22 protein-coding genes are annotated in these 26982 nt (G+C 58.8%); 7 read left to right on the top strand and 15 right to left on the bottom strand.

All coding sequences use genetic code 11. From position 1 onward, the window contains the following. The first annotated feature begins 2 nt into the window (after positions 1 to 2). The 4 genes from BM007_RS01275 to BM007_RS01260 all read left to right on the top strand — a co-directional run bounded on the left by BM007_RS01275 (position 3) and on the right by BM007_RS01260 (position 6522). Complete coding sequence (locus tag BM007_RS01275) at positions 3 to 2669, top strand: hybrid sensor histidine kinase/response regulator (protein WP_090416874.1); 2667 nt, start codon at positions 3 to 5, stop codon at positions 2667 to 2669. Further along, positions 2666 to 4840: a glycoside hydrolase family 2 protein gene (locus tag BM007_RS01270; RefSeq protein WP_090418174.1), complete on the top strand. Its 2175-nt coding sequence runs from the start codon at positions 2666 to 2668 to the stop codon at positions 4838 to 4840. The genes BM007_RS01275 and BM007_RS01270 overlap by 4 nt, the downstream gene beginning before the upstream one ends. A 94-nt stretch (positions 4841 to 4934) precedes the next feature. Next, the gene (locus BM007_RS01265) at positions 4935 to 5222 is read left to right on the top strand and encodes a VF530 family protein (protein ID WP_045399853.1); all 288 of its coding nucleotides are present in this window, start codon (positions 4935 to 4937) and stop codon (positions 5220 to 5222) included. A gap of 7 nt (positions 5223 to 5229) precedes the next feature. Beyond that, a complete protein-coding gene (locus tag BM007_RS01260) occupies positions 5230 to 6522 on the top strand; it encodes a glycoside hydrolase family 10-like protein (protein ID WP_090416872.1) in 1293 nt (430 codons plus the stop codon). Between the two features lie 39 nt (positions 6523 to 6561). Here BM007_RS01260 and dsbG read toward each other — a convergent pair whose 3' ends face one another. The 15 genes from dsbG to BM007_RS01180 all read right to left on the bottom strand — a co-directional run bounded on the left by dsbG (position 6562) and on the right by BM007_RS01180 (position 23704). After that, positions 6562 to 7320, bottom strand: a complete 759-nt coding sequence (dsbG, locus tag BM007_RS01255) for a thiol:disulfide interchange protein DsbG (protein WP_090416870.1) — start codon at positions 7318 to 7320, stop codon at positions 6562 to 6564. A 41-nt stretch (positions 7321 to 7361) separates the two neighbouring features. After that, positions 7362 to 7973 carry a DsbA family protein gene (locus tag BM007_RS01250; protein ID WP_090418172.1) on the bottom strand — a complete coding sequence of 204 codons (612 nt, stop codon included), beginning with the start codon at positions 7971 to 7973 and terminating at the stop codon, positions 7362 to 7364. 7 nt (positions 7974 to 7980) lie between these two features. Continuing rightward, entirely contained in the window at positions 7981 to 10005 is a 2025-nt protein-coding gene (locus BM007_RS01245; protein WP_090416868.1) for a protein-disulfide reductase DsbD family protein, read from the bottom strand. A gap of 48 nt (positions 10006 to 10053) precedes the next feature. Then, positions 10054 to 10425: a hypothetical protein gene (locus BM007_RS01240; protein ID WP_048992352.1), complete on the bottom strand. Its 372-nt coding sequence runs from the start codon at positions 10423 to 10425 to the stop codon at positions 10054 to 10056. 87 nt (positions 10426 to 10512) lie between these two features. After that, complete coding sequence (locus tag BM007_RS01235; RefSeq protein WP_048029899.1) at positions 10513 to 11073, bottom strand: RNA polymerase sigma factor; 561 nt, start codon at positions 11071 to 11073, stop codon at positions 10513 to 10515. Between the two features lie 5 nt (positions 11074 to 11078). Further along, a complete protein-coding gene (locus tag BM007_RS01230) occupies positions 11079 to 11498 on the bottom strand; it encodes a hypothetical protein (protein ID WP_090416866.1) in 420 nt (139 codons plus the stop codon). Positions 11499 to 12081: 583 nt separating this feature from the next. Beyond that, positions 12082 to 12600: a P-loop nucleotide/nucleoside kinase family protein gene (locus tag BM007_RS01220; protein ID WP_024909530.1), complete on the bottom strand. Its 519-nt coding sequence runs from the start codon at positions 12598 to 12600 to the stop codon at positions 12082 to 12084. 119 nt (positions 12601 to 12719) lie between these two features. Continuing rightward, positions 12720 to 14270: a methyl-accepting chemotaxis protein gene (locus tag BM007_RS01215; RefSeq protein WP_090416861.1), complete on the bottom strand. Its 1551-nt coding sequence runs from the start codon at positions 14268 to 14270 to the stop codon at positions 12720 to 12722. 89 nt (positions 14271 to 14359) lie between these two features. Continuing rightward, positions 14360 to 15376 (bottom strand): LacI family DNA-binding transcriptional regulator, encoded by a 1017-nt coding sequence (locus BM007_RS01210; RefSeq protein WP_023344186.1) that lies wholly within the window; start codon positions 15374 to 15376, stop codon positions 14360 to 14362. A 28-nt stretch (positions 15377 to 15404) separates the two neighbouring features. Then, positions 15405 to 16811, bottom strand: a complete 1407-nt coding sequence (locus BM007_RS01205) for a sucrose-6-phosphate hydrolase (RefSeq protein WP_090416859.1) — start codon at positions 16809 to 16811, stop codon at positions 15405 to 15407. Further along, positions 16811 to 18181, bottom strand: coding sequence for a sucrose-specific PTS transporter subunit IIBC (locus BM007_RS01200; RefSeq protein WP_024909534.1), 1371 nt, complete (start codon positions 18179 to 18181; stop codon positions 16811 to 16813). The genes BM007_RS01205 and BM007_RS01200 overlap by 1 nt, the downstream gene beginning before the upstream one ends. Before the next feature lie 67 nt (positions 18182 to 18248). Continuing rightward, the gene (locus BM007_RS01195; protein ID WP_024909535.1) at positions 18249 to 19766 is read right to left on the bottom strand and encodes a carbohydrate porin; all 1518 of its coding nucleotides are present in this window, start codon (positions 19764 to 19766) and stop codon (positions 18249 to 18251) included. A gap of 172 nt (positions 19767 to 19938) precedes the next feature. Continuing rightward, positions 19939 to 20829: an aminoimidazole riboside kinase gene (locus tag BM007_RS01190; RefSeq protein WP_090416857.1), complete on the bottom strand. Its 891-nt coding sequence runs from the start codon at positions 20827 to 20829 to the stop codon at positions 19939 to 19941. 88 nt (positions 20830 to 20917) lie between these two features. Then, complete coding sequence (locus BM007_RS01185; RefSeq protein ID WP_090416855.1) at positions 20918 to 22129, bottom strand: diguanylate phosphodiesterase; 1212 nt, start codon at positions 22127 to 22129, stop codon at positions 20918 to 20920. A 93-nt stretch (positions 22130 to 22222) separates the two neighbouring features. Further along, positions 22223 to 23704, bottom strand: coding sequence for an alpha/beta hydrolase (locus BM007_RS01180; protein ID WP_090416853.1), 1482 nt, complete (start codon positions 23702 to 23704; stop codon positions 22223 to 22225). A 265-nt stretch (positions 23705 to 23969) separates the two neighbouring features. Between BM007_RS01180 and BM007_RS01175 the strand changes: the two genes are divergently transcribed. The 3 genes from BM007_RS01175 to BM007_RS01165 are packed head-to-tail and all read left to right on the top strand — an operon-like array spanning position 23970 to position 26960. Beyond that, positions 23970 to 24824, top strand: a complete 855-nt coding sequence (locus BM007_RS01175; RefSeq protein WP_024909539.1) for a MurR/RpiR family transcriptional regulator — start codon at positions 23970 to 23972, stop codon at positions 24822 to 24824. Positions 24825 to 24836: 12 nt separating this feature from the next. Beyond that, positions 24837 to 25412 (top strand): D-alanyl-D-alanine dipeptidase, encoded by a 576-nt coding sequence (gene ddpX, locus BM007_RS01170; protein ID WP_024909540.1) that lies wholly within the window; start codon positions 24837 to 24839, stop codon positions 25410 to 25412. A 15-nt stretch (positions 25413 to 25427) separates the two neighbouring features. Beyond that, positions 25428 to 26960 carry an ABC transporter substrate-binding protein gene (locus BM007_RS01165; RefSeq protein WP_090416851.1) on the top strand — a complete coding sequence of 511 codons (1533 nt, stop codon included), beginning with the start codon at positions 25428 to 25430 and terminating at the stop codon, positions 26958 to 26960. Positions 26961 to 26982 lie beyond the last annotated feature (22 nt).

Below are 26982 nucleotides of genomic sequence, written 5' to 3'. Positions count from 1 at the left end.
CGATGAGCACATTCACGTACGATCTTAACGCGCTGCCGGCCGCCGTCATGATTTATGACTGCGAGGAACGCCTGCAGGCATGGAATCACAACGTTGCCCTGTTTTATCCGGTCATTACCCCGTGGCTGACAGTGGGGACGACTCTTGAGGCGCTGGCGGAACGCTTTATCGATGCCGTTTACAACGTCGACCCCGGTCTTCGCCAGACGCTGCGGGAGTCAGTGGTACGCAACTGTCGGCAGGATAAACACTGCGAAGTGCGGCAGGCGGGCCAGCGGCGGATTTTCGTCCAGCATCAGCGGCTTTCGAACGGCGGTATTGTCAGTCTGCACAGCGATATTACGGAGCTGGATGAAGCGCAGCGCGCGCGCCACCAGCTGCATGACGATTTTCTGCTGACGGCGGAATCCATTCATATCGGGATCTGGGACTGGCAGGTTTCCGGCGACACGCTCCAGGTGAACGACACTCTGCTTGCCATGCTGGGCCAGTCGCGCACACAGTGGCGATATCCGGTGCGGTTTTTGCTCAATCAGGTCCACGAGGACGATCGCGCAGCGCTGCGCAAGGCGCTGCACGCTTCGAAGCAGGATCACCATCCGGTCTTTGAATGTGAAATTCGCGTACATCATCCTACCGAAGGACTGCGCTGGATGCTGCTGTCAGGCCAGGTGGTCACGCTCTCCATTGAGGGAAACGCCGAGCGCGTTATTGGCACGCTGCAGGATATTACGCGGCGCAAAGAGGCTGAAATTCAGGCGTTCGCCTCGGCCCTTGAGGCACAAAAAGCCAATGAGGCAAAAAGCGCGTTCCTGGCGAATATGAGCCATGAAATTCGTACCCCGATGAACGGAATTATTGGCATGACCCAGCTGTGCCTGGATACGTCTCTCAGTGCCGATCAGCGCGATTACCTGACGCTGGTGATGAGTTCTGCCCAGTCTCTGCTGCATATCATCAACGATATTCTCGACTTTTCCCGTATCGAAGCCGGCAAAGTAGAGCTGGAGACGGATCCTGTGCCTGTCCGCCCCTTCATTCAGTCGCTTATTCGCCCGCACATGCCGGGGGCGAGCGAAAAAGGCATCGAGCTGCTGGTTGATATTGCGCCCGACGTTCCCGACGTGCTGCTGGTCGACGGCGCGCGACTGCGCCAAATCCTGACCAATCTGCTGGGCAACGCGCTGAAATTTACGCATCAGGGAGAAGTGATCCTGGTTGTTGAGCCCGACGATAGCGCGGATCGATGGCGTTTTCGCGTGCGCGACAGCGGCATTGGCATACCGGCAGATAAGCAGAAGGCCATTTTTGAAGCCTTCAGCCAGGCGGATAACTCAACCACACGCCGCTATGGCGGTACGGGGCTCGGGCTAACCATCTCTGCGCGACTGGTTGCGGCGATGGGGGGCGAATTAACGGTCTCCAGCGAGCCGGGTAAAGGCAGCGAATTTTCGTTCTCGCTGCCGCTGGTGGCACAGACCCTGGCGCCTGGCGAGCGCCCACATAGCCATCGCTTTAACGGTGACCCCGTGCTGGTAGTTGATGATAACGAGACCAACCTGCGGCTGCTGGCAGCGATGCTCAGCCAGATGGGGCTGAAACCCACCTGCGTCAACAACGCCAGCGAGGCCATCACCCGGGTTAAAGCTGGAACAGTATGGCCGCTGATCCTGCTGGACGCACAGATGCCGGATATGGACGGCGTGTCTCTGGCCCTTGAGCTTTCAGTTCTGCCGCAGGTTGCTGAGAGCCATATCATCATGCTGAGCTCCATGAGCCGGCATTTTGATATCAATATGCTGAAGCGGATCGGGATCAAGAACTATCTGCATAAGCCTATCGCCCAGGATGAATTACATCAGGCGATTGCCGCCGCGTTTGAACGTTCGCCGGCGCCCGTGGGTGAAAGCACGCCCGCGCCTGTCGCCTCGCCAGGGGCTACGGGACTGCGGATCCTGCTGGCAGAAGATAATCTGGTTAACCAGAAGGTCGCCGCGCGCCTGCTTGAGCGGCTCGGGCACACCTGTCAGATCGTCGATAATGGCGTCTCGCTGCTGGAACGCTGGCGCGCGGGCGCGTGGGACGTTCTGCTGATCGACCTTCAGATGCCAGAGATGGACGGTGAGACCGCCATTCGCCTGCTGCGTGAAGAAGAACGGTCCCGGCCTGGCCCGGCTCAGCCCACCGTCGCCATGACCGCACACGCCATGCAGGGGGACAAAGAGCGCTGTCTTAACATGGGTTTTGACGGCTACATTGCTAAACCCATCAGCCAGGAACGTCTCGCTGAAGAGATTGCTCGCGTGCTCCAGCGCCACGAAGATTCCTCCGGTCTTCCGGATGAAGCACGCCTGCTGAAGCAGTGTGCTGACGACCCTGACCTGGTACAGGAGCTGCTGACCCTGTTTGGCGAAGGGCTGGAGGAGGCCATGAAGGCCATCACCCGGGCTATCGACAGCGACGATCGCGACGCGCTGCGACGCGCTGCCCACAAGCTGCGGGGAGAAGCCGTCACCCTGGACTTCAGCACGCTCGCACAGCAGCTACAGGTGCTGGAAAGCGACGCGCATGCGCTGGATAGGCAACAGCTTGCAGCCCTGAATGAAAACCTTCGCCAGGAATCGCGGCGCCTGACGGCATGGCTCACCGCGCGCGGGGTAAACGCATGATGACTCGCAACTGCGCGCTGCTTTTTGCCCTGTTGGCCCCCCACACGGTGGCGAACTCTGCGCCGGTCAGCTGGTCTCTGGCTGGAGAATGGCAGGTTCAGGACGCCAATGACAGTGCGCATCCTGCTGCATCAGGCTGGCGCCCGCTTCAGGTTCCTGCCAACTGGTACAGCGCCGGGTACGATCACCAGGGCGCGCTGTGGTATAAGCACGCGTTTTCCCTGCCCGTGCAGCCCCCCGACGTAATGAGTACCCTGGTGTTTGACGGCGTCGATTACCTTGCAGAGGTGACGCTGAACGGCCAGCCGCTGGGCAAGCATGAGGGCTATTTTCAGCGCTTTTCGCTGGATGCCCGTTCGGCGTTACAACGTCACAACCAGCTCGTAGTCAGGGTCGACAGCCCTTACGAAGATCCCACTAAGGTCTGGCCGCTGCATAAAACGCTCATGAAGGGGATCCTTAACCAGCATGACACGCGTCCCGGTGGGGCCTGGTCGCCGCAAGGACAGGATGCCAACTCGGGCGGCATTTGGGCACCGGTCAGGCTGCATCTTAGCCGGGGCGCTACCCTTGATGAGACCATCCTGCGACCCGACTGGACGCAGGGGCTGACTCGTCCGGCGCTAAAGGCGGAGATACGCTATCGCGCGCTCGGTCAGGGCCCGGCGACCGTGCGGCTCACCGCCACGCCCGCCAATTTCAGCGGCAAGCGCTATCAGGCTGTCTTTCCGGTTACCCTCGAAAGCGGCGCCCATTTCGTGCAGGTGACGCTGCCCATGCCGAAGGCAAAACTGTGGTGGCCCGTCGGCACGGGGAAACCGCACCTGTATACCATTCGCGTGGCATTACGCGATGAAAACGGCCTGATGGATACGGCGGTCACCCGCACCGGGCTGCGTAAGATCGTCGAGCAGCCCGACAATAAGGGCTGGCTCATTAACGACAAACGCCTTTTCATTAAGGGAAGTAATTACATCGGTTCCCCCTGGCTCAGCACCATGACGCGAGAAAAATACCGTCGCGATCTTCGTCTGGTGGAAACCATGAACGCCAACGCCATACGCGTGCACGGACACGTTGCCGGACGTGCGCTGTATGACGTTGCCGATGAGATGGGCATGATGATCTGGCAGGATGTTCCGCTGCAGTGGGGCTACAACAACAGTGCGGCTTTCACGGAAAATGCGGTTCGCCAGACGCGGGAGATGATCGAACAGTTTGGCAATTCGCCCGCCATCATCGTCTGGGGCGGGCATAACGAACCGCCGTGGAATTCGCCGTGGATGGAAAAACGCTTCCCGGACTGGAATAAAGATTTGAATCGCGAGCTCACGCAGCAGGTAGCGGATACGCTTGCCGAAGATACCTCCCGCATCGTGCATCGCTTTTCCGCCGTTGAGGAGCATTACTGGGCGGGCTGGTACTTCGGCACCGTGAGCGACCTGCTGACGCCGGCCAAAACGGGGATCATCACCGAGTTTGGCGCGCAGGCGCTTCCCCGCTTATCGACGCTAAAAACCATCATCCCGGCGGCGTCGCTCTGGCCAAAAACGACCGCCGCTGACGATCCCGGCTGGACCGTCTGGAAATACCATAATTTTCAACCCTTCCAGACCTTTAAGTTTGCCGGTATTCCGCGCGGGAAGAATATTCAAGAGATGATCCGCAATACTCAGGCGTATCAGGCGCGGCTGGTGGCCACTGCGGCCGAGAGTTATCGCCGACAACGCTACCAGCCGGTGACGGCCCTGTTCCACTTCATGTTTGTGGAAACCTGGCCCTCCATCAACTGGGGCGTGGTGGACTACCTGCGTAAACCTAAGGCCGGGTTTTACGCGCTACAACGTGCGTACCAGCCTGTTCTGCCGTCCATTGAACCGGTCACTGCGCAGTGGAAATCCGGCACGGCGGCGACCGTGCGTCTGTGGGCCATCAACGACACCTGGAAACCGTGCAGCGAGTGTCGTCTGACCTGGCGCATCACCCAGCGCGATAAGGTGCTGGCAAAGGGCAAGATGACGATGACGATCGCAGCAGACTCGGGAACGATGGTTAAAACGCTGACGGCCACGCCCGCAGGCCAGGATGACGTGTCGATTGGGTTTACGATTAAAAACAGTGCGGGAAAAATTGTCGGCGAAAATCAGCGCACGGAGTCCGTCATAAAGTGAGCGAGGGGAAAAGGAAAATTGCCGCTTCCCCTGCTTTCTTGTACCCTTTCAGCGTTTACCCCAATCCCCTAAAAATCGAGACATCCGGACGCCTATGACTGCACATATTTCCAAAGATCCTTTGCATGGCGTAACGCTGGAGATGATGGTCAACGCCCTGGTGGCGAAATATGGCTGGAGCGAGTTGGGCGACCGCATCAAAATTAACTGTTTCAGAAAAGACCCCAGCGTTAAATCGAGCCTGAAATTTCTGCGCCGCACCCCGTGGGCGCGCGCGGAAGTGGAAGCCCTGTATCTGGACTCCCTCAACGATGAGGTAAGCACAGAACAGGCAGAGCCCGCCTTTAATCCCTGGGCCAACAGTCGGATTATCAAGAGCTAATACGCAAATGACGCGACACGTAAAACGGATTGGTGCGCTGGCTGCCTGCGCGCTTTTACTTGTGAGCTGCTCCTCAAAACCACCGAAATCGCTGGTTACCCCGCTCCCCACCGCGAGCAAACCGACGCCGCAGGCAAACGAGCCGATGCGCGGCATCTGGCTGGCGACCGTCTCGCGTCTCGACTGGCCGCCGGTCGCGTCGGTGAATGGCCGCAGCGCGGACCAGCGCATCGCGATGCAAAAGCAGGCGCTGATCGCAAAGCTCGACAACCTTAAGCACCTCGGCATCAACACGGTGTTTTTCCAGGTGAAGCCGGACAGCACGGCGCTCTGGTCATCAAAGATTCTACCGTGGTCGGATATGCTGACGGGCAACGTCGGCGAATATCCGGGATACGACCCGCTGCAGTTTATGCTCGATGAAGCGCACAAGCGCGGCATGAAGGTCCATGCCTGGTTCAACCCCTATCGCGTGTCGACCAACACGAAGCCGTCCACCATCGCCGCGCTAAACCGGACCGCCTATCAGACCCCGTCCAGCGTCTATGTTCAGCATCCGGAGTGGGTGCGCATCTCAGGCGACCGCTTTGTGCTCGACCCGGGCATTCCCGAGGTGCGGGACTGGATAACCAAAGTGGTGACCGAAGTGGTGGCGAACTACCCGGTAGACGGCGTGCAGTTTGATGATTACTTCTATGCCGAATCGCCGGGCTCCGCGCTGAATGATTCGCAGACCTGGCGGCAGTACGGCCAGGGATTTGCCTCAAAAGCCGACTGGCGAAGGCACAACACGCAGCAGCTGATCGTCCAGGTCTCCCGCGCGATCAAGCAGACAAAGCCCGACGTTGAGTTTGGCGTCAGCCCGGCGGGCGTGTGGCGTAACCGCTCCTTTGACCCGGCAGGCTCCGACACACGCGGCGCCGCGGCCTACGATGAATCCTTCGCCGATACGCGTCAGTGGGTGCAGCAGGGCCTGCTGGACTACATCGCGCCGCAGATTTACTGGCCCTTCGCGCGTGATGCCGCGCGCTACGACGTGCTGACCAAATGGTGGGCCGACGTCGTGAAGCCGACCCACACGCGCCTGTATATCGGCATTGCGTTCTACAAGGTAGGCGAGCCGTCGAGAAACGAGCCGGACTGGACGGTTCAGGGCGGCGTGCCGGAGCTGAAAAAGCAGCTCGATCTCAACGATTCGCTGCCCAACGTCAACGGCACCATCCTGTTCCGGGAAGATTACCTGAACCAGCCGCAGACCCAGCAGGCGGTAAACTACCTCCGTGGACGCTGGGGTAGCTAAGTAACGATCAGGCAGAAACGCCCGTTTCTGCCTGTTTTTTTACGGCTTCGGCCCGAACATCGCCTCGAGCTGCTGCGCATCCGGCATCCCCACCACCTGCTGCAGCTCGTTTTCCGCATTCAGATAATAAATAGCCGGTGTGGCGTTAGCGCCCAGGCTGTCCATCAGCGCCTGATGTTTCTGTAGGATCTCAACCGTTTCGCGGGAAGCCTCGCCTTCAGGCTTGGGCAGTTTTTTGCCGCCGGAGAGCTCGTATTCGCGCCAGGCCGCAACCGGATCTTTCGCATTCAGAATGGCGGCGGCGTTGCGTCCGCTGTTGGGGTTGAGGAACGCCACCAGCAGCGTATTGAGCTGCACCTTACCGGCCTTCACCCACGGCTGCGCCTCGGACCAGAACTGCTTGCAGTACGGACAGAACGGATCGGCAAAGACAAAGACCTTACGCGGGGCGTTATCCGCCCCTTCTTTCAGGGGATGCGCCGCGTTGAGGTTCTTCCACATTTCGCGTCCCATTGGGGCGTAGATCTCTTTCTGGAAATAGCCTTCGCTGAGGTTCTTCCCTTTGTCATCATAAAGATATCCCGAGATCACGTGCTTGCCGTCCGGCGTGAGAAAGAGCGTCACGCCCATATCCTGATACTGCCCAAGCCAGGCTGGCGCCCCGCCAGGCGCATCCAGCTTCTTGATGATTTTGATATTCTGCTGCTCGCTGAAGTGCTTCACCACATCCGGTATGGCTTCAGCCGCCTGTACCAGCCCTGACGTCGCCAGCGCCGAAAGTAACAGTAATTTTTTCATTTCCCTCTCCGGTTTGTCGGGGGCATTTCGCCCCCTTCAGGTTAGCGGTTTTTCAGTGCTTCACTGACCATTTCGTCGAACTGTTCGAACGGCACCCAGCCGGGCAGCAGCCCCTCGCCGATTAGCGTGGCGGGCGTGCCCTGGATCCCCATTTTTTCCGCCACAATGAGGCTGCGCCTGATCGTCAGAAAACTCTCCTCGTCCGGCGTCGTCACGCTCACGCCCGCCCGCCTCTGCGCCTCCTGAATGCTGGCGTCATCGTGGTACCCCTTTTTCGCCATCAGGGCATGGTTCAGCTTCATAAACTGCCCGGGATCTTTTCGCCAGAGCGTTAAGGCGTCTCGCGCGGCGGTCAGCGAACTTTCCGAGCGGAAAGGTAAAAACTTAAAGATCACCGCCACGTCCGGGTATTTTTCAACAATCTTCTCCAGATACGGATCGAATTTTTTACAGTACGGGCAGTTGTAGTCGGTAAACACCACCAGGGTGAGCTTTGGGTTTTTCGCGCCGATGCGCGGGGAGTTCGGATCGTTAAACAGGAAGTCAGCGATCATCTTCTGCGCACGCTGCTCCTGGTCCGCCGTCAGCGGCTGGGCAGCAAACACCTGAAGCGGGGTCAGCAGAAGCAGAAGCGTAATAAAGAGTTTTTTCATCATACCGTTAGCCTTTTGCATTGTTCAGGGTGGTGACCAGGGTGCGCTTGTCCAGCAGCGGCGAGAGGACTTCCCCTTCAGGCAGGCCGGGACCATACACCGCGTTAAACGGAATGGCGTAACGGTTTCGCTTCGCCAGAAAATCCGCGATAAACGCGGACGGCTGGCTCCAGTCTCCGCGCAGGGCCACCACGTCCGGCTGGCGCAGCGCGGCAATAACGTCCGGCTGACTGAGTACGCGGTGCTCGTTCACCTTACACGTCACGCACCAGTCCGCCGAGATATCTACAAACACCCGTTTCCCCTGCGCCAGCCCCTGCTCAATGGCCTCTTCACTGAGCGGCTGCCACGAGATGGTTTGCGCAACGTTTTGTGCCGGTGCGTCAGGCGGCGCGTTAAGCAGACCGCGCAGCTGATACCCGCCGAACGCCGACAGCGCGATGACCACCAGCCAGAACAAGGGTGAGGATTTTTGCCCCTTCAGCGCGAACAGCAACAGCGCAGCGGCAGTCAGCGCCAGCATCACGATCTGGCTGACCGCCTCGCCCAGATGCACGCTCAACAGCGTCGCCAGCCAGAGGCTGGAGGCCAGCATCATCATGCCGAGGATGACCTTGAGCGTGTTCATCCAGCGGCCGGGTTTCGGCAGCAGCATGGCCGTTTTCGGTACCAGGGCAACGAACAGCCACGGCAGACTCATGCCCACGCCGAGCATCAGGAAGATCAGCCACAGGGTGTGCAGCGGCGCGCCAAGGGCAAAGGCAACCGCCGTACCGAGGAACGGCGCGGAGCACGGCGTCGCCAGCAGCGTGGCGAACATTCCTTCGCAGAAGCTGCCACCGATCCCCGATCCCCCTGCCGTCGCCAGCCGTCCTGCGGCAGAAGAAGGGAGAAGCATTTCAAACGTCCCAAACAGGTTCAGCGCAAACAGGAAGGTCACGGCGACCATCAGGCCGATAAACCACGGGTTCTGGAACTGGATGCCCCACCCCAGCGACGCCCCGGCCAGCTTCAGCGCGGTGACCATCCCGGCCAGCAGCATAAAGGAGGTGAGGATCCCGGCGCTGGTGGCCAGAAAGCGCAGCCGGATGGCGCGGCTGTCCGATCCCGCCAGCAGGATGCTGTTAAGCTTCATGCCCATCACCGGCAGCACGCAGGGCATCAGGTTCAGGATCAGCCCGCCCAGCAGCGCAAAGAGCACCATTTTTCCCGTCCCGTCCGGCACGGAGGTCTCTTCGGGCGTTGTCCCAACGGTCATGGTGGTTTGCTGCGCCCGTTCGCCGTTGGTCAGCACAAACGACAGCCTTTTGCCTGCCAGCGAGGCAGGTTTATCGCCCCACTCGTCGGTCACGGGTACCGTCACCCGAAGGGTATTGCCGTCGTGTTTAATGACAGGCTCGCCGGGCAGAATATCGCCCTCCAGCGGGTCAAAATAGATCCCTGGATTGTCCCATTTCCCTTCCGTGGTGCCGGTAATCACCAGCTTGTCGCCGGAGAGCCAGGCGGAAAGATCCGACGACACGCCTGATGAGTCCGGCACGGCGCGCATCGCTTGCTCGAAGGCGCTGTGGAAGCCCTCATCCACCGGCTGGGTAAAATTGAGATGCAGCGGGTAATCCGTCAGCAGACAGACGTTGCTGCAGGTAGAGAGCGTCAGCGTCCCGTCGAGCGTGTCGCCCTTCGCTCCGTCGAGCGTAATCGGGATCGTCACCTTATCGTGATAGCCCTGCGTGGTCATGCCGGAGATATCGAAGCGCGACGGCACCGGCCAGGACCAGCTGTCCGTTACGCCTTCCGGCCAGCTGATTTTCGGCGCGACGCCGCCCTCGCCCGGCGATCTCCAGTAGGTTTTCCAGCCGGGCTTTAGCTCAACGGTGAGCAGGCCTTTAACATGCGTTTGTTCCCTCTCCGCCTGAAAGCGGATGCGGGCGTGATCGTTTTGGGGGGAAACCAGCCAGCCGGTGTCCGCCGCATGGACAATGCCGATGCAGGACAGCCACAGGAAGACGAATCCCCTGAAGAGGTTAACCATGTTGTACTCCGTGAACAGTGAAAAATTATCGTGTGATGACGATGTTTTTCATTCACGGAAAACGCAGTTTTTAAGGTGTATTCGGGGAGGCGGCGCCTGAACGGGCTGTTCCACGGGAGCCAATGCCCGCCCTTGCGTCAACAGCTGCAGCAGCGCGAAGAAGATAATAATGGCCGGTAATGCACCGTCGAAGAACAGCGGCTGGGCGCAAAGCAGCGAGTGCGCGCCGAGCTGACACGGCGACGGGCCGGGTTGTTCAGTGCTGCTGGTTTGAGCCGGGGCATCTGCACTCAGTGAAATCTGCGGATCCAGTCCCTGTAAAAAATGGTTGAGCATCACCGCACGCTGCACGAGGCAAAGCGCCATCGCGAGACAGGTGATAATCAAAAGCCATTTTCCGAGGAGCTGACGGTTGCGCATAACATTCCAGAGTGACAAGACGCCCCGATCATAAACGATAGTGATGAATCTACAAGTGCCGGAAGTGTAAGGTTTTGTCTGTCGCCGCTATTCGCCCGTCAGCGCGTCATAGACGTCCCGCAGCCGCGTGCGCAGAAACAGCACCGCCTTGTGCTTGCGGGATAACAGCGCCTGTTCGCTGGCGCCGGTCTCCTCTGCCAGCATTTTAATGCTGTAGCCATGAAGTTCGGTCTTCTCAAACACCTCGCGCTGCGGCGGAGGAAGTTCAGACAGCGCCTGCCCCAGCTCTTCCCACAGCAGCGTCTTGAGGTACTCCTCCTCCGGCGTGTGCGGTACGCCGAACAGGGTTTCGGCCAGCTCGTCTTCCGGATAACCGTCGTCATCTTCGCCCGTAAAATAGCCGGAGAGCGACACCTCGCGCTTTTTACGCGCCCGGTCGGTCATTTCGTTACGCGCCGCGCGGAACAGCCAGGCGGCGACGTTTTCGACCGGCTGCTCCACTTTCATCAGCTGATACGTCACTTCCTGCAAAATGTCGTCGGCATCATCGCGAACGGACGTCCGCCCGCGAATGAAGGCTTTCAGCCGGGCGCGGCAGGCATTGAGCGCCGACATCAGCATGGATCCACCCGCCTCCCCGGCTTTCATCTCGCTCACTCCGCGTCCGGCGCTTTTGGCGTGGCTTCATCGCGCTTATCGTCACGATGGCCGTGCCAGCCGCAGTGGCCGCGACCATGGCGACCGAACCCTTCACGGCGCTGCTGAATAAACGCCTCGCGCTGCTCGGGCGTCATGTTCATCCAGCGCTCGTGCATCCGGCGGTGCGCGCCAAACATCCCCGGGCGGAACCCCAGCCCACCAAACAGAATGCGGCTCAGCACCAGAATGCCCAGCGCCTGCCAGAATCCGATGGCCTTAACGCCGAGGATGGCCGGGAGTAAGGCGTTCCACAGGGTCATCACCAGCAGGCCGAGCACGATGAAAATCACCGCGCCAATGACTAAGCCCTTGCCCATGCGGTGGCGACCAAATCCGCGTCCGTGACCTCTGCCGTGCAGTTCAAAATCTCTCATGGTGTTTACCTCGTTTACAGTAACTGATTATGGCTTGTGATGAGGTAGACGGATGAGGAAGGGAAATATTGCTGGGATGAATATAAATTTTTTTGTGCTGCCGAATTTGGACTCATAGCGGTAACGGCTGGCGGATGCTATGCGTCGCTTGTAGGCAAATCACCGCGTATGAAGAATTCGCTTAACCAATGCGATAGCAATGACGGCCAGTATGATTGAAAGCAATGCCAGGAAGATGAGCAAGGATAATAGTGGATTTAACAAGCCACCTAAACTAGTGAAGTCGCTGATACGGCCGAGTTGCTCGGACGTGCATACACGCAGAATGATCTCAGGGATAATAAGCAAAAATATAATTACGGTCAGGACATAAATCAGAGCACTCTTGCGCTTTCCCATTTTCGATGTTGCCCCCTCAATTCATGTTGAGAATTAATTCTTCCAATGCGCGGTTCCGATTTCTGATTGCGCTGCGGTTTACGTTGCCGGTAAAAAACGAAGCTTTTTATTTCCTGAAGCCAATTATGCTGAATTCAGGCGAATCCTCAAAGCAGTTAAGCCATTGCAGGCGCTTGTCCATCATTTAAGACCAGTTAAGCGCAATCTTATGCCTTATTTCCAGGATTTTATCTGCACACTCTGCCGCTGATAACACAGCAGTGTCCAATATGAGATGTTCTCTCTCCCAGGGTTCGTACTCACGGTTTTTTACCTGTCCCCAGTCAGGAGGCGTGAGTCCTGGGATATCAGAGACTCTGTTCTCTACGCGATAACGATGTTCTTTTTCGTCTGAGCAGACAATTTCAACTTCCAGGAAAGGGACATTCAACGACAGAGCAATATTGCGGAAAGCATCTCGCACAAGGTTAATATCATTAACGGAATCGGTCACAACGGTGGAGCCCAGCTTAAGGTTCTCACTCGCTAAACCATAGAGGGCAAAATATCCCTCCGGTCCAATTTTTTGACCAGGTTCAGAGACCGACCGAATGGCCTGCTCAACGGTATCAACCCGCAGATAAACAGCCCCCAGCCTTTGAGTAACGATTTTTGCAACAGTGCTTTTACCACTGCCGGGTAGCCCACTAAAAATAATTAACATAATTTTCCCTGGCGATAATTACTAGTAGATTCGTGCTGCCTGTAGAGACGTCCTGAATTATACAGAAAGGGTTACACCAGATACAAAAAAGGCTCCCCCCAGGAGCCTCCTTCATACCATCAAGCCTGCACCGGCAAACTAAAACTCGAAATACTCCGCGATAGCTGCTGCGCCTGCTCTTCCAGCGAGGCCGCTGCCGCGGCGGACTGCTGCACCAGCGCGGCATTCTGCTGCGTCACGCCGTCCATCTCGGTCACCGCTTGCCCGACCTGGCTGATCCCGCGGCTCTGCTCTTCGGAGGCGACGGAGATCTGCTCCATCAGCGTATTTACTTTATTCACCGATGAAATAATCGAGTCAATCACCTCGCCGGAGCGGCTCACCAGCTCCGCACCGTTTTTCACGCTGGATACCGACTGCGCGATCAGGCTTTCGATGTCCTTGGCCGCCACCGCGCTTTTCTGCGCGAGGGTGCGCACTTCACTGGCCACGACCGCAAAGCCGCGGCCCTGCGTGCCGGCGCGCGCCGCTTCAACCGCCGCGTTCAGCGCCAGGATGTTGGTCTGGAAGGCGATGCTGTTAATCACGCTGGTGATGTCTTCAATGCGCTTAGAGTTCGCCGCGATGGTATTCATCGTGTCGATCACTTCACGGGTTACCGCTTCACCGGTATGGGCATTTTTCACCGCGTCCTGAACCAGTTTCCCGGCCTGATACACATTATCGGTATTGTTCGCCACCGTCGCGCTCAGCTCTTCCATGCTGGCCGCCGTCTGGGTTAACGCCGAAGCCTGCTGCTCGGTGCGTGACGCCAGGTCGATATTCCCGGAGGCAATCTCCTGGGCTGCGTGCGTTACGGTATGGCTCGCATCGCGCACCTGGGCGATGGTCGCCAGCAGCGCCTGACGCATCTGCTCCATCGAGCCCATCAGATGGTCGATTTCGTTGCCTGTACTCCCCTTCACCGGCACTGGAATGTCCAGCTTGCCTGCCGCAATCTGGCTGCAGTGCTCGCGCGCCAGGTTGACCGGCGCAAAGACAAAGCGCTTCATCAGCAGGCTGACGGCGACAATCACCACCACAAACAGGCTGGCGATAGCGGCAATGATCGCCAGGCCAGAGACGAAGTTACTGCTCGCATCCTCGTTCAGGCTTTTGGCGTATTTCTGGTGGACGGAAAGCACCTGGTCGAGAACGATCTCGTACTGGCGGTCGAGGCGGGAGACTTCCGGGATCAGCGCGTTGAATTTGGCAACATCGTGCGCCTCGGCGGCGTCGATCAGCGGCGACAGCCCCTGGTTGCGGTAGTTTTGCCAGGCATCCTGATAGGCAGTCACCAGAGGCGCTTCATCACTCAGGCGCGGCGACGCCATAAAGGCCGCAAAGGCGTGGTCCGCTTTGGTCAGCGCCTCTTTCACGGCGGTAAGCTTTGCAGCGCCGTCCGCCGCGTTGCCCGCTTCCACCATCTTCACATACTCCATCACCCGCACGCGCAGCGTACGGCTGTGGTTGATGGGGTCAATAATGGACAGCACAACCTGGATCTCTTTGTTGACGTTATCCAGCGAATTATTACTTTTAATGATGAGGCCAACGCTGGTGACGGTGCTGACAACAAAGAAGAAAAGCAGCGAGAACAGGACAATCAGGGACGACTTTTTCAACGACATAAACCAATACCTCAAGGAGAATTATTCCTTATGGTTATCGGCCATTCCAAAACTTAAATTAATTAAAGTTATTGAAGTATCGAACCGGGCTATTTCGCTGACTTATAGCGTCGCTGCAGGGTGGCATTGAGCTTGCGCTGCAACGGCTGCGGCGTCTCCCCCTCGATTAATTTGCTAATCAAATCAAAGCAGTGCCACGCCAGCTGGCGGTTATCCTGACGAATGGTATCCACCGGGATCGTCAGCGAATCGTAGAGATAGTGATCGTCAAAACTGGCTAACCTGATATCGCTTTGCAGCAGGTTATGCTGGCCCATATAGCGCAGCACCCCTTCCAGCAGCCCGCAGGCGGCAGCGAAGAGCGCTTTCGGCGGACGCCCCAGGCGGGCGCAGAGTTCAGCAAACATCTCGTATCCGGAGCTCGGATGATAGTTGCCGTGAATGATCCACTCGGGCCGCAGCGCCACACCGGCCTCACGCAGCCCTTGCTTAAAGCCTTCCAGGCGGTCGCGCGTGGGCGACAGGCGGGGCTGGCCGCCGAGAAAGTAGAACTCATCAGGATGCTGGCGCGCAATGTCGGCCACCAGTTCGGTCGTCGGGGTAATGGAATCGGTGATCACCAGCGGCAGCGCGCTGTCGTTGATGTGGCGGTCAAACAGAACCACCGGCAGCTGCTCGCTCAGCTTATGGTAGTCCGCGTCGTTGAGCATGCTGGAGGCCACAATCAGCCCGTCCACCTGGCGCGCCACCATGTTGTTCACCACCACCGTCTCCTGCCCCGGGTTTTCATCGCTGCAGGAGATCAGCAGCTGAACGCCCGCCTCGCGGCACAGCGTTTCCAGCTCGTGAGAAAAGACGGCAAAACCGTAGTTGGTGATCTCCGGGACCACCAGACCAATGGTGTGGCTGCGGTTATCGCGCAGCGAGCGGGCGTGAATGCTGGGCTGATAGTGGTGCTCTTTTGCAATTGCCAGCACGCGCTCGCGCGTCTCTTCCGCCACGCGAAGCTCTTTGCTGCGACCGTTCAGGACCAGGCTGGCGGTGGCTTTTGACACACCCGCCAGCTCCGCGATGTCTTTAATGGTGACGCGTTTTGTTTTTCTCACAACGACTTAGATCCGGCTGCCAAAACCCTCATTCTATCATGCAGGCGCGCAGCGACCAGTAGCGTAATGTGATATCGGACGCACCTTCGAATCGCACCCGGGTCGGATGGTCAGGAAAATAGCGGCTGCTCATCACCCCTTCACCGTGATTGATGAAAATTTCAACGCTGGAACGGTCGCACAGAACGCGCAAATGACGGACGTCGCCCTGCCAGTAGCGGGTCAGCGTTTCACCGGTTTTCAGGCTCGCGCGTTCCAGGCGTATACCCTGCTCATCGAGCGTGAGACGCAGCGCGCCGCCAAAATCGACATTCACATGCGATGCGCCCAGCTCAAACTCCAGGCGCGTCGCGTCCAGGTCTGGCGCGTCGCTGACGTGCCCCTGCCAGCGCTGCTCATCTTCACGCAGCGCCGTCAGCTCGCGCGCCGGGGTCTGCCAGAGCCTGCCGTCGCGATAGCGTAATTCGCGCGGGCAGGTCATCTGGTGCATCCAGCCGTGCGCCCGGGTTGGCTGAAGCATCTCTTCCCCGTCCGGTACGCCCATCCAGCCGATCAGAATGCGGCGTCCATCTTCCGCCAGCGCAGTTTGCGGCGCGTAAAACTCAAACCCCGCGTCCAGCTCGTGCAGCTCGCCGTGATCGAATGCGGCGCTGGCGTAATCAAACGCCCCGCTCATCCAGGTGGCCGGATAGGTATTGAGGTAGCGATGCGGCTCGCGCGCCAGCCCTTGCGGGCAGCAGATCAGGACGTGCGTCCCGTCGAGAGCGAACAGGTCCGGACACTCCCACATATAACCCGCGTCCGTCAGGCCGTTAACCCCGTGACCAGCGATCTCCCCGCAGGACGTCCAGGCGTGCAGATCGGCAGATTTAAACAGCAGCACCTTGCCGCGCTTCTGCACATCCTGCGCGCCGAGCACCATGTACCACTCCCCGTCGTGCTGCCACACCTTCGGGTCGCGCACGTGGCCGGTGTAGCCTTCCGGCAGCGCCAGCACCGGCCCCAGCTTCGTAAAGGTTCCGTCCGGCTGTTCCACTGCCAGGCACTGCCAGGCCGTGCGGCTGCCGTCATCGAACTTAACGTTTCCGGTGTAGCACAGGATCAGAACACCCTGGTTATCCACGGCGCTACCGGAGTAGCAGCCGTTGCGGTCATACGCTTCGTCAGGCATCAGCGCCAGCGGCTCATGCCGCCAGTGCACCAGGTCCGCAGAGCTCCAGTGCCCCCAGCACTTAAAGCGATGCTCGCAGTCCAGCGGGTTCCACTGATAGAACAGATGGTAGCGGCCGGCAAACCAGATAAACCCGTTCGGGTCGTTCATCAGCCCCGTCACCGGCGCGGGGTGCCACTGCGGATAGTGGCTATCCGCCAGCGCCCGTGGCTGACCTTTCATAACGGCCTGCAGGATCGCAGGCCAGCGGGAAGGCAACGTCATTATTCAGAGTCCGTTTTATATTTCAGCAGCAGTGAGACGGTAAACGCCACGCCGAAGGCAATCACCATGCCAATAATATAGTTGAGCAGCGAGCTGGCCTGCACGATGGCCATACCCGGAATGGCGGTCAACCCAACGGCGGTCATGTAGACATGAACCGAGACTACCCAGGCTCCGCCCACCGCGCCGCCAATCAACGCGGCGATAAACGGCTTAACGAAGCGCAGGTTGATACCAAAAATGGCCGCTTCGGTGATGCCCAGCATCGCAGAAAACGCCGACGGTAAGGTAATGGCTTTGATTTTGGCATCTTTGGTTTTGAACCACACTGCCAGACAGGCGCCGCCCTGCGCCACGTTCGCCATGGCCCAGATAGGCAGCAGGAAGTTAACGCCAATCGACGGGTTACCCAGCAGCCCGGCTTCAATCGCGTGGAAACTGTGGTGAATACCGGTGATCACAATCACCGAGTAAAGCCCGCCGAACAGCAGCCCGGCCAGCCAGCCCGCGTGGGCGATCAGCGTGCTCAGAACGAAGGAGATGCCATCCCCTAAGGCGCGCCCCGCCGGACCGATAATCAGCAAGGCGATAAATCCGGAGATAACGACGGTGAGGAACGGCGTCAGGATCAGGTCTAACGCATCCGGGATCGCGCGACGCAGGTTTTTCTCCACGATGCTCATAAACCAGACGGCCAGCAGCACCGGGAATACCGTACCCTGATAGCCAATCATCGCGATCTCAAGGCCGAAGAAGTTCATGGTGTGGAAGCCAGAGGCCACGCCCCAGGCGTTGGTCAGCGCCGGGTGGGTCAGAATCCCGCCCAGCGTCGCGCCGAGGTACGGGTTACCGCCAAATTCGCGCGCGGCGGTAAAGCCAATCAGAATAGGCAGAATGATAAACGCCGCCGAGCTGCACATGTCCAGCATGATGTAGATGGCGTTATCCGCATTGACCCAGCCGTAGGTTTTCACCATGCCGAGCAGACCCATCAGCAGACCGGATGCCACAATCGCGGGAATGATCGGCACAAAGATGTTGGAGAGCAGACGGGCAATGCGCTGGAACGGGTTGAGCTTGCGCGCCGCCAGGTCCGCGGCTTCCGATTTGCTGGATTCGCTGATCCCCGCCGCCTGAATAAACGCGGCGTACACCTTGTTAACCACGCCCGTGCCAAAAATCACCTGCATCTGCCCGGCGTTACGGAAGCAGCCTTTCACGCCGTCGACCTTGCCGATAGCCTGCTGATCCGCCAGCGCGTCATCGACCAGCACCAGACGAAGACGCGTTGCGCAGTGCGCCGCGCTGGCGATATTTTCCTTGCCACCGAGCAGTGGAATAAGCTCGCGGGCGATTTGATTAAAATCCATAGATACCTCTGCCTGACTTCTTTTTTATGATGTGCGAAACGCTCCCGCCAGGCGGGAGCGTGATGGGTTAAAACCAGGTTTCCATCTGGACCCCAAAGTTCCATTCCCCGCCGGCGTTGAAGCCGCTGCTGCCAAAGGCATCATCGCTGGCGTAATGATCCAGTTTGCTGCTCCAGTCCATCCAGGTGGCAAACAGGCGCAGCTCCGGACGGCTGAAGAAATCGCCGATTTTGCTCGCTTTTAACGTTGGCGCAAAGGTCAGCTTGTAGAAACTGCCGTTCACGGCGTTGCGGTCCTTATAACCTTCAGGATTTAAATCCATGTACTGATAGCTTCCCTCAAACGCCAGCGCGAAGTTCTGCGTCACCTCTTTAATCAGGCGAGTGTTGAGCGTTACCCACTCATAGCTATCGCCCTTGACGTAGCGATCTTTACTGCTCTGTGCCAGTACGGCTGGCGCAACGCTCCAGCCACCGCCGATCGGCGTGACACCGTAACTTGCGAAGCGCCAGGTATCCGCCTCAGACAGCAGCGCGCCGTCGGAGCCGATGCTTTTCACCTCCGCACCCAGCCCGTGACCATAAAGCAGCGCCGTTTTGGCGGTCCCTTCGCGCAGGCCGTAGAAGCTGTCATTATGCAAGCCCACCAGCGCATGAACGCCGGTATTGGCGGCATCCGTTTTGATGAGATCGCCATTGGTATCTTTACGGTCGTCGTTATCTTTCGCCCGCAGGCCGCTCACCATCAGCTGGAACGGGCCGGCGAAGTGGTTCATGCTGAGGATATAGTTCTGAACGTTGTTGTCGGTCTGCTCCACGCTGCCGAAGTTGCGGCCATAAATGGAGAAGTTGCTGCGCAGCGAATCGTTCCATTTCACGTCATAGACGCCGCCGCCGGTACCGGCGAGGAATACCACGTCGGAATCCAGCCAGTGAATGTCAAAGTTGTCGCGGTCAAAGCGTTTACCCGCCCAGAAGGTGCTGCCCTTCAGCGCGCCGGTAAAATCAGGCAGGTTGCCCAGCTCCGCGAAAGCCTGGCGAATATTGAGATCGCTGGTATCGGCTGACCAGTCGTTATAGGTTCTCTGACCGTCGGCCAGCATCGCTTTAAAGCGCGTGGTCGCCCCGTTGTCCAGGGTTTGCTTGTGCTCCAGATTCAGCTCCACGTAGGTATCGGCTTCGTTACCCAGACGCCCTACCGCACCGCCGGTTTCACCGGCCGGGGTCAGATAAGGACCGCTTTTGCTGCTGGAGGCCGCATCGTTCATCAGCAGGCCAGAACGGGCATAGCCGTGGAACTCAAACCCACCGGTCTGATCCGCCTTCTTCTCCAGCGCGGTGGTGCGCTGCGCCACCTCCTGGGTTGTCGTTTGCGCCTGCTGCTGGGCGGCAACCAGCTGCTGCGTTTTTTGTTCTGCATCGGTGGCGCGCTTCTCAGCCACCTGCGCACGCGTTTCCGCCGCCTGGAGGCGCTGCTCCATTGCGGCAAGACGCGCTTCGATACTTGTCATATCCGTTTGGGCAAAAACAGAGGTACTTCCGGCCAGCATGCCTATCATCACGGCAAGTCTGCGTTTTTTATACATTTTGTCGCATCCCTAAAAGAAGTCATTAAACGTGCTAAATTGCTAAACCGGTTTAGGTTGCTGATACTAAACCTCTGGATTTTGGATCGGCAATCTTTTTTGCTAAACCGATTTAGTAAGTGTGATCGAGGCGACAATTCAGGCCGCCGGATGGCGGCCAGGAGAGGAGAAATTACAGGTCGTGCTGCCAGGGCAACGCGGTCATCGCCCCTTTGGCCGTGGTGGCCAGCGCGCCGCAGCGCTGGGCGAGCGCGATAACCGGAGGCAGTGTCTGACCGTCGGCCAGGCCGTAGAGTAGCCCCGCGACGAAGGCGTCGCCCGCGCCGGTTGTATCGACACACTGAACGGGGGTGGCCGGATAATGTTTCACAGTGCCCTCATGCCAGGCGATCACCCCCTCTTTACCCTGGGTGACCAGCACCAGACGCGCCGGGCAGCGCGCCATCAGCGTGTCCAGACCGACGTTTACCTGCACATCTCCGGTTAAAAACGCCAGCTCTTCGACAGAGAGTTTCACCACGTCTGCACTCTGCAGGGCCTGATCCAGGCAGCGACGCAGTTCGTTCTCATCCTGCCAGAGGTCCGGGCGAATATTGGGGTCGAAACTGACGTAACCGCCCGCCTCCCGGATGGCGGCCATCGCCTGAAAGGTCGCAGAACGGCTCGGCTCGGAGCTTAAGGCGATGGAGCAGACGTGCAGCCACTCCCCGGCGCTGAACGTCGGCAGATCGGCAGATTCCAGAAACAGATCGGCGCTCGGGCGCACCATGAAGGTAAACGATCGCTCGCCGTGGTCGTCCAAATCGACCACCACCGTTGAGGTGCGGTGCGCCGGGTCAAGGCGCATCCACGTCACGTCAACCCGCTCGTCAGCGAGCGTTTTCGCCATAAAGCGCCCGAAAGGATCGTCGCCAACCCTGCCGATAAAGGCGCTCTGGCCGCCCAGCCGGGCAATACCGACCGCGACGTTCGCCGGCGCGCCGCCGGGACACTGCAGTAATCGACCTTCTCCATCGGGCAGCAAATCCACTACCGCATCGCCAAGTACCCAGATTTTCTTCATGTGATCCTCGCAGCTAAACTATGTTAAACCGTTTTAGCTATTTAAGCACAGGCCGGGCTAAGGGGAAATAACGGGAGGGAAATTTGACTTAACGCGCCAGATGCGGCCAGTGGATATCGCCGACGCCATTCAGCTGCGGCCGGGCAAACAGGAATCCCTGAAAGCGGCGGATCCCGGCAGATTCGAGCCAGCACCATTCCTCAATTTTCTCGATACCTTCCGCCACCAGGGTAATTTCAAGATCGGAGCAGCAGCTGATGATGGAGCGCACAATCGCCTGCTTCGGGCCGCTGAGGTGAATGTTGCTGACAATTTCCCGGTCGATTTTAATTTTATCCGGCTGGAACCGGGTCAGCAGCGAAAGTCCGGCATAGCCCGAGCCAAAATCATCGATCGCCAGGCCAATCCCCTCACCGCGAAGCTGCTTGATGGCACTGTTAAACTGGTTGAACCCGGAGATCATCTCGTTTTCAGTGACTTCAATGACCACCTGCTCCGGCTGAAGGCCATGTTTTTTAATCTGATCGACCAGAAATTCCACTGCGCCAGGGACATTCACCAGCGACATGGGCAGCAGGTTTACCGCGATTTTATGGCTGCCAATGCCCAGCTTTTCCGCCAGCGCAAAGGCATAGGCTTTTGTCTGGAGATCGACTTCGTAAATGTTGTCCGGATCGACACTGCTGAAGAAATGCTCCGGGCTGCCGCCGTCGTTGCCGCGGATAAGCGCCTCAAGGGAGCTGATCTTCCCTTCCGAGGGCTCGACAATAGGCTGCAGCGCAAACTGGCAGGCTTGTCCGGTAAACAGGCCCAGATGTTCGCCAAAGGGTAACGCCTCGGGTGAAAGCGTCCATTTTTCAGGGGTGTAGCGCGCGCCCGATGGGGCCGGACGTTTGCCCATGATAAACGTCTGAATAAATTTGAACACCCGATCGTCAGAGGTGAGATAGCTGTCCAGCTTGCTGTAATGCAGGACCGACTGCAGCACCTCTTTCGGCGACTGCGTCTGCAGATCGAACAGCAGCATCCCGACGTTTTCGAATCGTCTGCGCGGGCCATAATCCCGCATCAGTTCAACCACCCCGCTGTGCCGCTTGTCCTCACGGATGGTGTGGAACAGTTTGACCACACTCTCTTCCGACCCTTCGAGGATTTGCAGAACGTCATTCCCTTTTGCCAGGAGGACGCCGGTGATATCCAGTTTTGTGTTGCGGCCCCTGGCGCGATCCACCAGCTCCCGCAGTTCGGTGGACGGGCGGGATAAATTCAACTGGCTTCGGTAGATCAGAGTCGTCAGCACAAAAGTGGGTTCCGATGAGAGAGAGGTGCCTTGAAGCTACTATGTAACATACTTAATCAATGCGACCTAACATATTCACGCTACAGGGGAACGTTACTTTTTCGCGTCCCCGATCCGGCTGTTAATCCTCTCCTGCATGTAGTCGTAAAACGGGTTCGAGGTGACCCGCATCAGCGCCTCTTTTCCAACGCTCAATACGGACGTTTCGCCCCAGAGCGCAATCGTCCCCAGGCTGATGCCATAGCGGTTTTTCACCCCAGGCTCGCGACCATAGAGATCGTCATCCGGCGGGAACGGCACGGCAACGTGCGACAGGGAATAGACATCCTGCGGCCAGGCCTGCGTAAGCGGCACGACCGTCTCGCGGGTGCTGCCTGCCGGAGTTGTTTTCGCTACCGCCGAGAAACTGTGCTCGTCCGCATTGGTGATAACCGTGACACCGTAACGTCTCTGCGCAACCGGCAGCAGCGCCGTGGTGGCCGTCCATGATGACGGTTTAAAGAGCGGACGGAAGCTCGCCGCCTGGTTGATATCGAACATCACCAGCTCGCTGCCGTTTGCCGGAAGCTGGTCAAACAGGCCGCTGACCACCGCGCGAGTGCTGACCGTAGAATCCATCACCGACTGGAACGCCAGAACCGGCGGGAGCTGCGCCAGCCGTTGCTCCCGCGCCGCGCGGCCAATTTGCTCCTGCAGGGCCTTCGTCAGCAGCCACGACTGGCGGGCGGCGTTCACCGGGAAAGAGTTGTATTTATACGGATTATATTCCGGGGAGATATTCAGCCAGGCCGCTTTGGCAAACGGCGGCAGCAGCGCCGGTAGCCCGGCAAAACCGGCGAACCGCGCAAAGGCCGTCACGCCAATCATCGGTGAGAGCAGGATCACCTGCTGCGGTTTACGCAGCGCTGGCGCGTCCAGCGCATCGAGGGCATATTTCATCGCCAGCGCCCCGCCGTTGGAGTAGCCCACCAGATGCAGAGGCACAGCATCACCCGCCAGGCGCGTGGCTTCCCGTACGGCAAGGCGCGTGGCCGCCAGCCACATTTCCCAGTCAACATCCGTCAGCGCGCCGGGCGCGGTGCCGTGTCCGGGAAGACGCGGGACAACGGCCACAAAGCCGTGCTGCTGATAGTTCACGGCAAGGCGCCTGACGCTGTATGGCGAATCCGTCAACCCGTGCAGTAGCACCACCGCGCCGCGGGGCTTGCCGGCTGGCATCAGCACAAAGGAGCGGTTGGCATCGGGGGCAAACTGACCGGGCCACACCAGGCTATGACGGTAATAGCGGTTTAACGGGGTTTGTTCCTCGCCCGCTGTTTTCGCCGTCACCGCGTTATCCAGATCGGTGAAAATCGCCTTTTCCCGCGCGAGGTACCCGGCAAAGTCGGCGTTATCCAGCTCGCGCACGGACATCTCATCGGCCCGCCAGGTATGCCAGAGATGCAGTTCCGGCCCCTGCTGCGAGAGATACACCCGCACCGCCAGCAGAACGACCAGAACGATCCCCACGACCATTCCTGTTTTCTTTGCAAGCGCGATCAGGCGCACGCTGACTCGCCAGGGCAAATTCGCCATGAGGGATCCCTTTTATGTTCTCAGTGCTTCTATCTTATCAAAAATGTGAACAGGCTGACGTATTCACCAAATTCATACCTGTCCGGTCAGCCAGTGCACCAAAAGTGAACTACGCTGCACAAATGTTGATCATTGGTTAACCAAATATTGCATGAAGTTTACTGCGCAGCGGGTTTTCGCCCTCCTGTGAACATGGCACGCGTCATGCATTGTTAACCAGGTAACACAATTTCGGCCATTGACAGCCTGTTAACAGCGAGGCGGTATGACGACGAAACCTGAGATGTTGAGCCGTATCGAAGCGACCTTCAGCCAGCTGACACCCAGCGAAAAGCGGGTCGGGAGCTGGCTGCTGGCGCACGCCGCGCAAATCCCGTTTGAAACGGCGGAGAGCGTCGGGCTGGCAAGCGGGACCAGCGGAATTACCGTCGGACGCTTCCTGCGCAAGCTGGGGTATCGCAACCTGGAGGATGCCAAAAAGAGCCTGCGCGATCCGTACCAGCCCTGGGGCATGAACGAGCGCCTCGACTCCTGGCAGCAGCAGCGCCCCCTGCCCAACCGCCTTCAGCATGCTCTGTCGCTGGAGGTGGATGCCATCACGCAGGTGTACCAGCTGGCACAAACGGATGCCTTTCGTCAGGTGGTGCACAACCTCGCCCACGCGGACGCGGTTTTTGTGCTGGGGATCCAGTCCACGCGCGGGATTGCCAATGCCTTCTTCAGCCACCTTGAGTACCTCCGTCCGCGCGTGAGCTATTCGGAGGGCGCTTCCGGCAGCTGGGTTGAATCGCTGAACTCGGGGTTTTCACACCCTTATGTCGTGCTGACCGACACGCGCACCTACTCCACGATGGCCCGCCAGTACTGCCGTGTCGCGAGCGAGAAAGGCATTCCGCTGGCCTTAATCACCGACATCTGGTGCCCGTGGGCGCGGGATTACCCGATTGATTTACTGCAGGTGAAAACCGATACCGGTCATTTCTGGGATTCACTTGCCCCCGTGAGCTGTCTGTTCAACCTGCTGCTGTCGGGCGTGGTGGAAGCGCTGGGTGAGGCGCTCCCGGCGCGTCTGGCGGTAAACCGACAATTACAACAAGAGTTTGGTCAATTCGAACGCTAAAGGAGCGGAGCTATGCCCGAAGAGAGTGAACTGATTGATGTGGCGAAGACGTTTCCCACGCTGCATATCGATCTGAAGTACGCCACCGCCGACAACATCACCGGCCGCCCGATCTATCAGGAGGCGCTGTGCCTGCTGCATACCGACGCGGCCACCGCCCTGGCAAAAGCCATCAGCATTGCCTCGCTGGCCGGTCTGAAGCTGGTGGTCTACGACGCCTATCGGCCGCAGCAGGCGCAGGCCCAGCTGTGGGATGCCTGTCCGAACCCGGAATACGTGGTCGACGTGGCGATTGGCTCCAATCACAGCCGCGGCACGGCCATCGACGTGACCCTGATGGATGAACATAACGCCGTGCTGGATATGGGGGCCGGTTTTGATGAAATGCATGACCGATCGCATCCGTATCACCCCTCCGTGCCGCCGCACGCCCAGCGCAACCGTCTGCTGTTGAACGCCATCATGTTTGGCGGCGGTTTTGTGGGTATCAGCAGCGAATGGTGGCACTTTGAACTGCCGAATGCCGCCAGCTACCCGCTGCTTGACGACCGTTTTGCCTGTTTTCCACTGACGCACACCCCTCTTTAAACCTGGAGCACTGCCATGAAAACATCGCTTATCTCGACGCTGATCGCCGCCACGCTGGCCCTGAGTGCCCCGCTGGCGCTGGCTGCCGTCCCGAAAGACATGCTGGCGATCGGCAAAGCCGCTGACCCACAAACGCTCGATCCGGCCATCACCATTGATAACAACGACTGGACCGTCACCTATCCGTCCTACCAGCGTCTGGTCAAGTACAAGCCAGGCTCTACCGAGGTGGAAGGCGATCTGTCGACGGGCTGGAAAGCCTCCGACGACCAGAAAGAGTGGACCTTTACCCTGGCGGATAACGCTAAATTCTCCGACGGCACGCCGGTCACCGCCGAGGCGGTCAAACTCTCCTTTGAGCGCCTGCTGAAGCTCAGCCAGGGGCCGTCCGAAGCCTTCCCGAAAGATCTGAAAATTGATGCCGTTGATGAGCATACGGTGAAGTTCACCCTCAGCCAGCCGTTCGCGCCTTTCCTCTACACCCTGGCGAACGACGGCGCCTCCATCATTAACCCGACGGTGCTGAAGGCCAATGCCGCGGACGATGCGCGCGGCTATCTGGCGCAAAACACCGCCGGCTCCGGACCGTTTATGCTGAAGAGCTGGCAGAAAGGCCAGCAGCTGGTGCTGGTGCCAAACCCCCACTGGCAGGGTGAGAAGCCACACTTCAAGCGCGTCTCGGTAAAAATTATCGGTGAGAGCGCATCGCGTCGTCTGCAGCTTTCCCGCGGTGACCTGGACATTGCCGACTCACTTCCGGTCGATCAGCTGGCGGCCCTGAAGCAGGAAGGGAAAGTGGCCGTCGCCGAATACCCGTCCCTGCGCGTGACTTACCTCTATCTCAACAACAGCAAAGCGCCGCTCAATCAGGTCGATTTACGCCGCGCGGTCTCCTGGGCGACGGACTATCAGGGGATGGTGAAAGGCATTCTGAGCGGCAACGGCAAGCAGATGCGCGGCCCGATCCCGGAAGGCATGTGGGGCTTTGACGCCACGGCCATGCAGTACAGCTTTGACGAGGCCAAAGCCAAAGCGGCGCTGGAGAAGGTCAAAGATAAGCCCGCCAGCCTGACCTTCCTCTACTCGGACAACGATCCGAACTGGGAGCCTATCGCCCTCTCGACGCAGGCCAGCCTTGGCAAGATCGGCATTAACGTCAAGCTGGAAAAACTGGCCAACGCCACCATGCGCGACCTCGTCGGAAAAGGCGATTACGACATTGCCATCGGCAACTGGAGCCCGGACTTTGCCGACCCGTACATGTTCATGAACTACTGGTTCGAATCGGACAAAAAAGGGCTGCCGGGCAATCGTTCGTTCTATGAGAACAAAGAGGTCGACTCCCTGCTGCAGGCCGCGCTGAAAACCACCGACCAGGCGGAACGCACCAAAGATTATCAGCAGGCGCAAAAGGTGGTCATCGACGAGGCGGCCTACGTTTATCTGTTCCAGAAGAACTACCAGCTGGCGATGAACAAAGAGGTCAAAGGCTTCACCTTTAATCCGATGCTCGAGCAGGTGTTCAACATCGCCACCATGAGTAAATAACGGTTCTTGCCGGGGGAAAGTG

Source organism: Enterobacter sp. NFIX59, from assembly GCF_900113755.1.
GTDB classification, from domain to species: Bacteria; Pseudomonadota; Gammaproteobacteria; order Enterobacterales; family Enterobacteriaceae; genus Enterobacter; species Enterobacter pseudoroggenkampii.
This window is presented reverse-complemented; position numbering and strand designations above follow the sequence as displayed.

Bases quoted from the DNA above. Each gene is read 5' to 3' on its own strand.
- BM007_RS01275 (WP_090416874.1), top strand. From the start codon at position 3: ATGAGCACATTCACGTACGATCTTAACGCGCTGCCGGCCGCCGTCATG.
- BM007_RS01270 (WP_090418174.1), top strand. From the start codon at position 2,666: ATGATGACTCGCAACTGCGCGCTGCTTTTTGCCCTGTTGGCCCCCCAC.
- BM007_RS01265 (WP_045399853.1), top strand. From the start codon at position 4,935: ATGACTGCACATATTTCCAAAGATCCTTTGCATGGCGTAACGCTGGAG.
- BM007_RS01260 (WP_090416872.1), top strand. From the start codon at position 5,230: ATGACGCGACACGTAAAACGGATTGGTGCGCTGGCTGCCTGCGCGCTT.
- dsbG (WP_090416870.1), bottom strand. From the start codon at position 7,320: ATGAAAAAATTACTGTTACTTTCGGCGCTGGCGACGTCAGGGCTGGTA.
- BM007_RS01250 (WP_090418172.1), bottom strand. From the start codon at position 7,973: ATGAAAAAACTCTTTATTACGCTTCTGCTTCTGCTGACCCCGCTTCAG.
- BM007_RS01245 (WP_090416868.1), bottom strand. From the start codon at position 10,005: ATGGTTAACCTCTTCAGGGGATTCGTCTTCCTGTGGCTGTCCTGCATC.
- BM007_RS01240 (WP_048992352.1), bottom strand. From the start codon at position 10,425: ATGCGCAACCGTCAGCTCCTCGGAAAATGGCTTTTGATTATCACCTGT.
- BM007_RS01235 (WP_048029899.1), bottom strand. From the start codon at position 11,073: ATGAAAGCCGGGGAGGCGGGTGGATCCATGCTGATGTCGGCGCTCAAT.
- BM007_RS01230 (WP_090416866.1), bottom strand. From the start codon at position 11,498: ATGAGAGATTTTGAACTGCACGGCAGAGGTCACGGACGCGGATTTGGT.
- BM007_RS01220 (WP_024909530.1), bottom strand. From the start codon at position 12,600: ATGTTAATTATTTTTAGTGGGCTACCCGGCAGTGGTAAAAGCACTGTT.
- BM007_RS01215 (WP_090416861.1), bottom strand. From the start codon at position 14,270: ATGTCGTTGAAAAAGTCGTCCCTGATTGTCCTGTTCTCGCTGCTTTTC.
- BM007_RS01205 (WP_090416859.1), bottom strand. From the start codon at position 16,811: ATGACGTTGCCTTCCCGCTGGCCTGCGATCCTGCAGGCCGTTATGAAA.
- BM007_RS01200 (WP_024909534.1), bottom strand. From the start codon at position 18,181: ATGGATTTTAATCAAATCGCCCGCGAGCTTATTCCACTGCTCGGTGGC.
- BM007_RS01195 (WP_024909535.1), bottom strand. From the start codon at position 19,766: ATGTATAAAAAACGCAGACTTGCCGTGATGATAGGCATGCTGGCCGGA.
- BM007_RS01190 (WP_090416857.1), bottom strand. From the start codon at position 20,829: ATGAAGAAAATCTGGGTACTTGGCGATGCGGTAGTGGATTTGCTGCCC.
- BM007_RS01180 (WP_090416853.1), bottom strand. From the start codon at position 23,704: ATGGCGAATTTGCCCTGGCGAGTCAGCGTGCGCCTGATCGCGCTTGCA.
- BM007_RS01175 (WP_024909539.1), top strand. From the start codon at position 23,970: ATGACGACGAAACCTGAGATGTTGAGCCGTATCGAAGCGACCTTCAGC.
- ddpX (WP_024909540.1), top strand. From the start codon at position 24,837: ATGCCCGAAGAGAGTGAACTGATTGATGTGGCGAAGACGTTTCCCACG.
- BM007_RS01165 (WP_090416851.1), top strand. From the start codon at position 25,428: ATGAAAACATCGCTTATCTCGACGCTGATCGCCGCCACGCTGGCCCTG.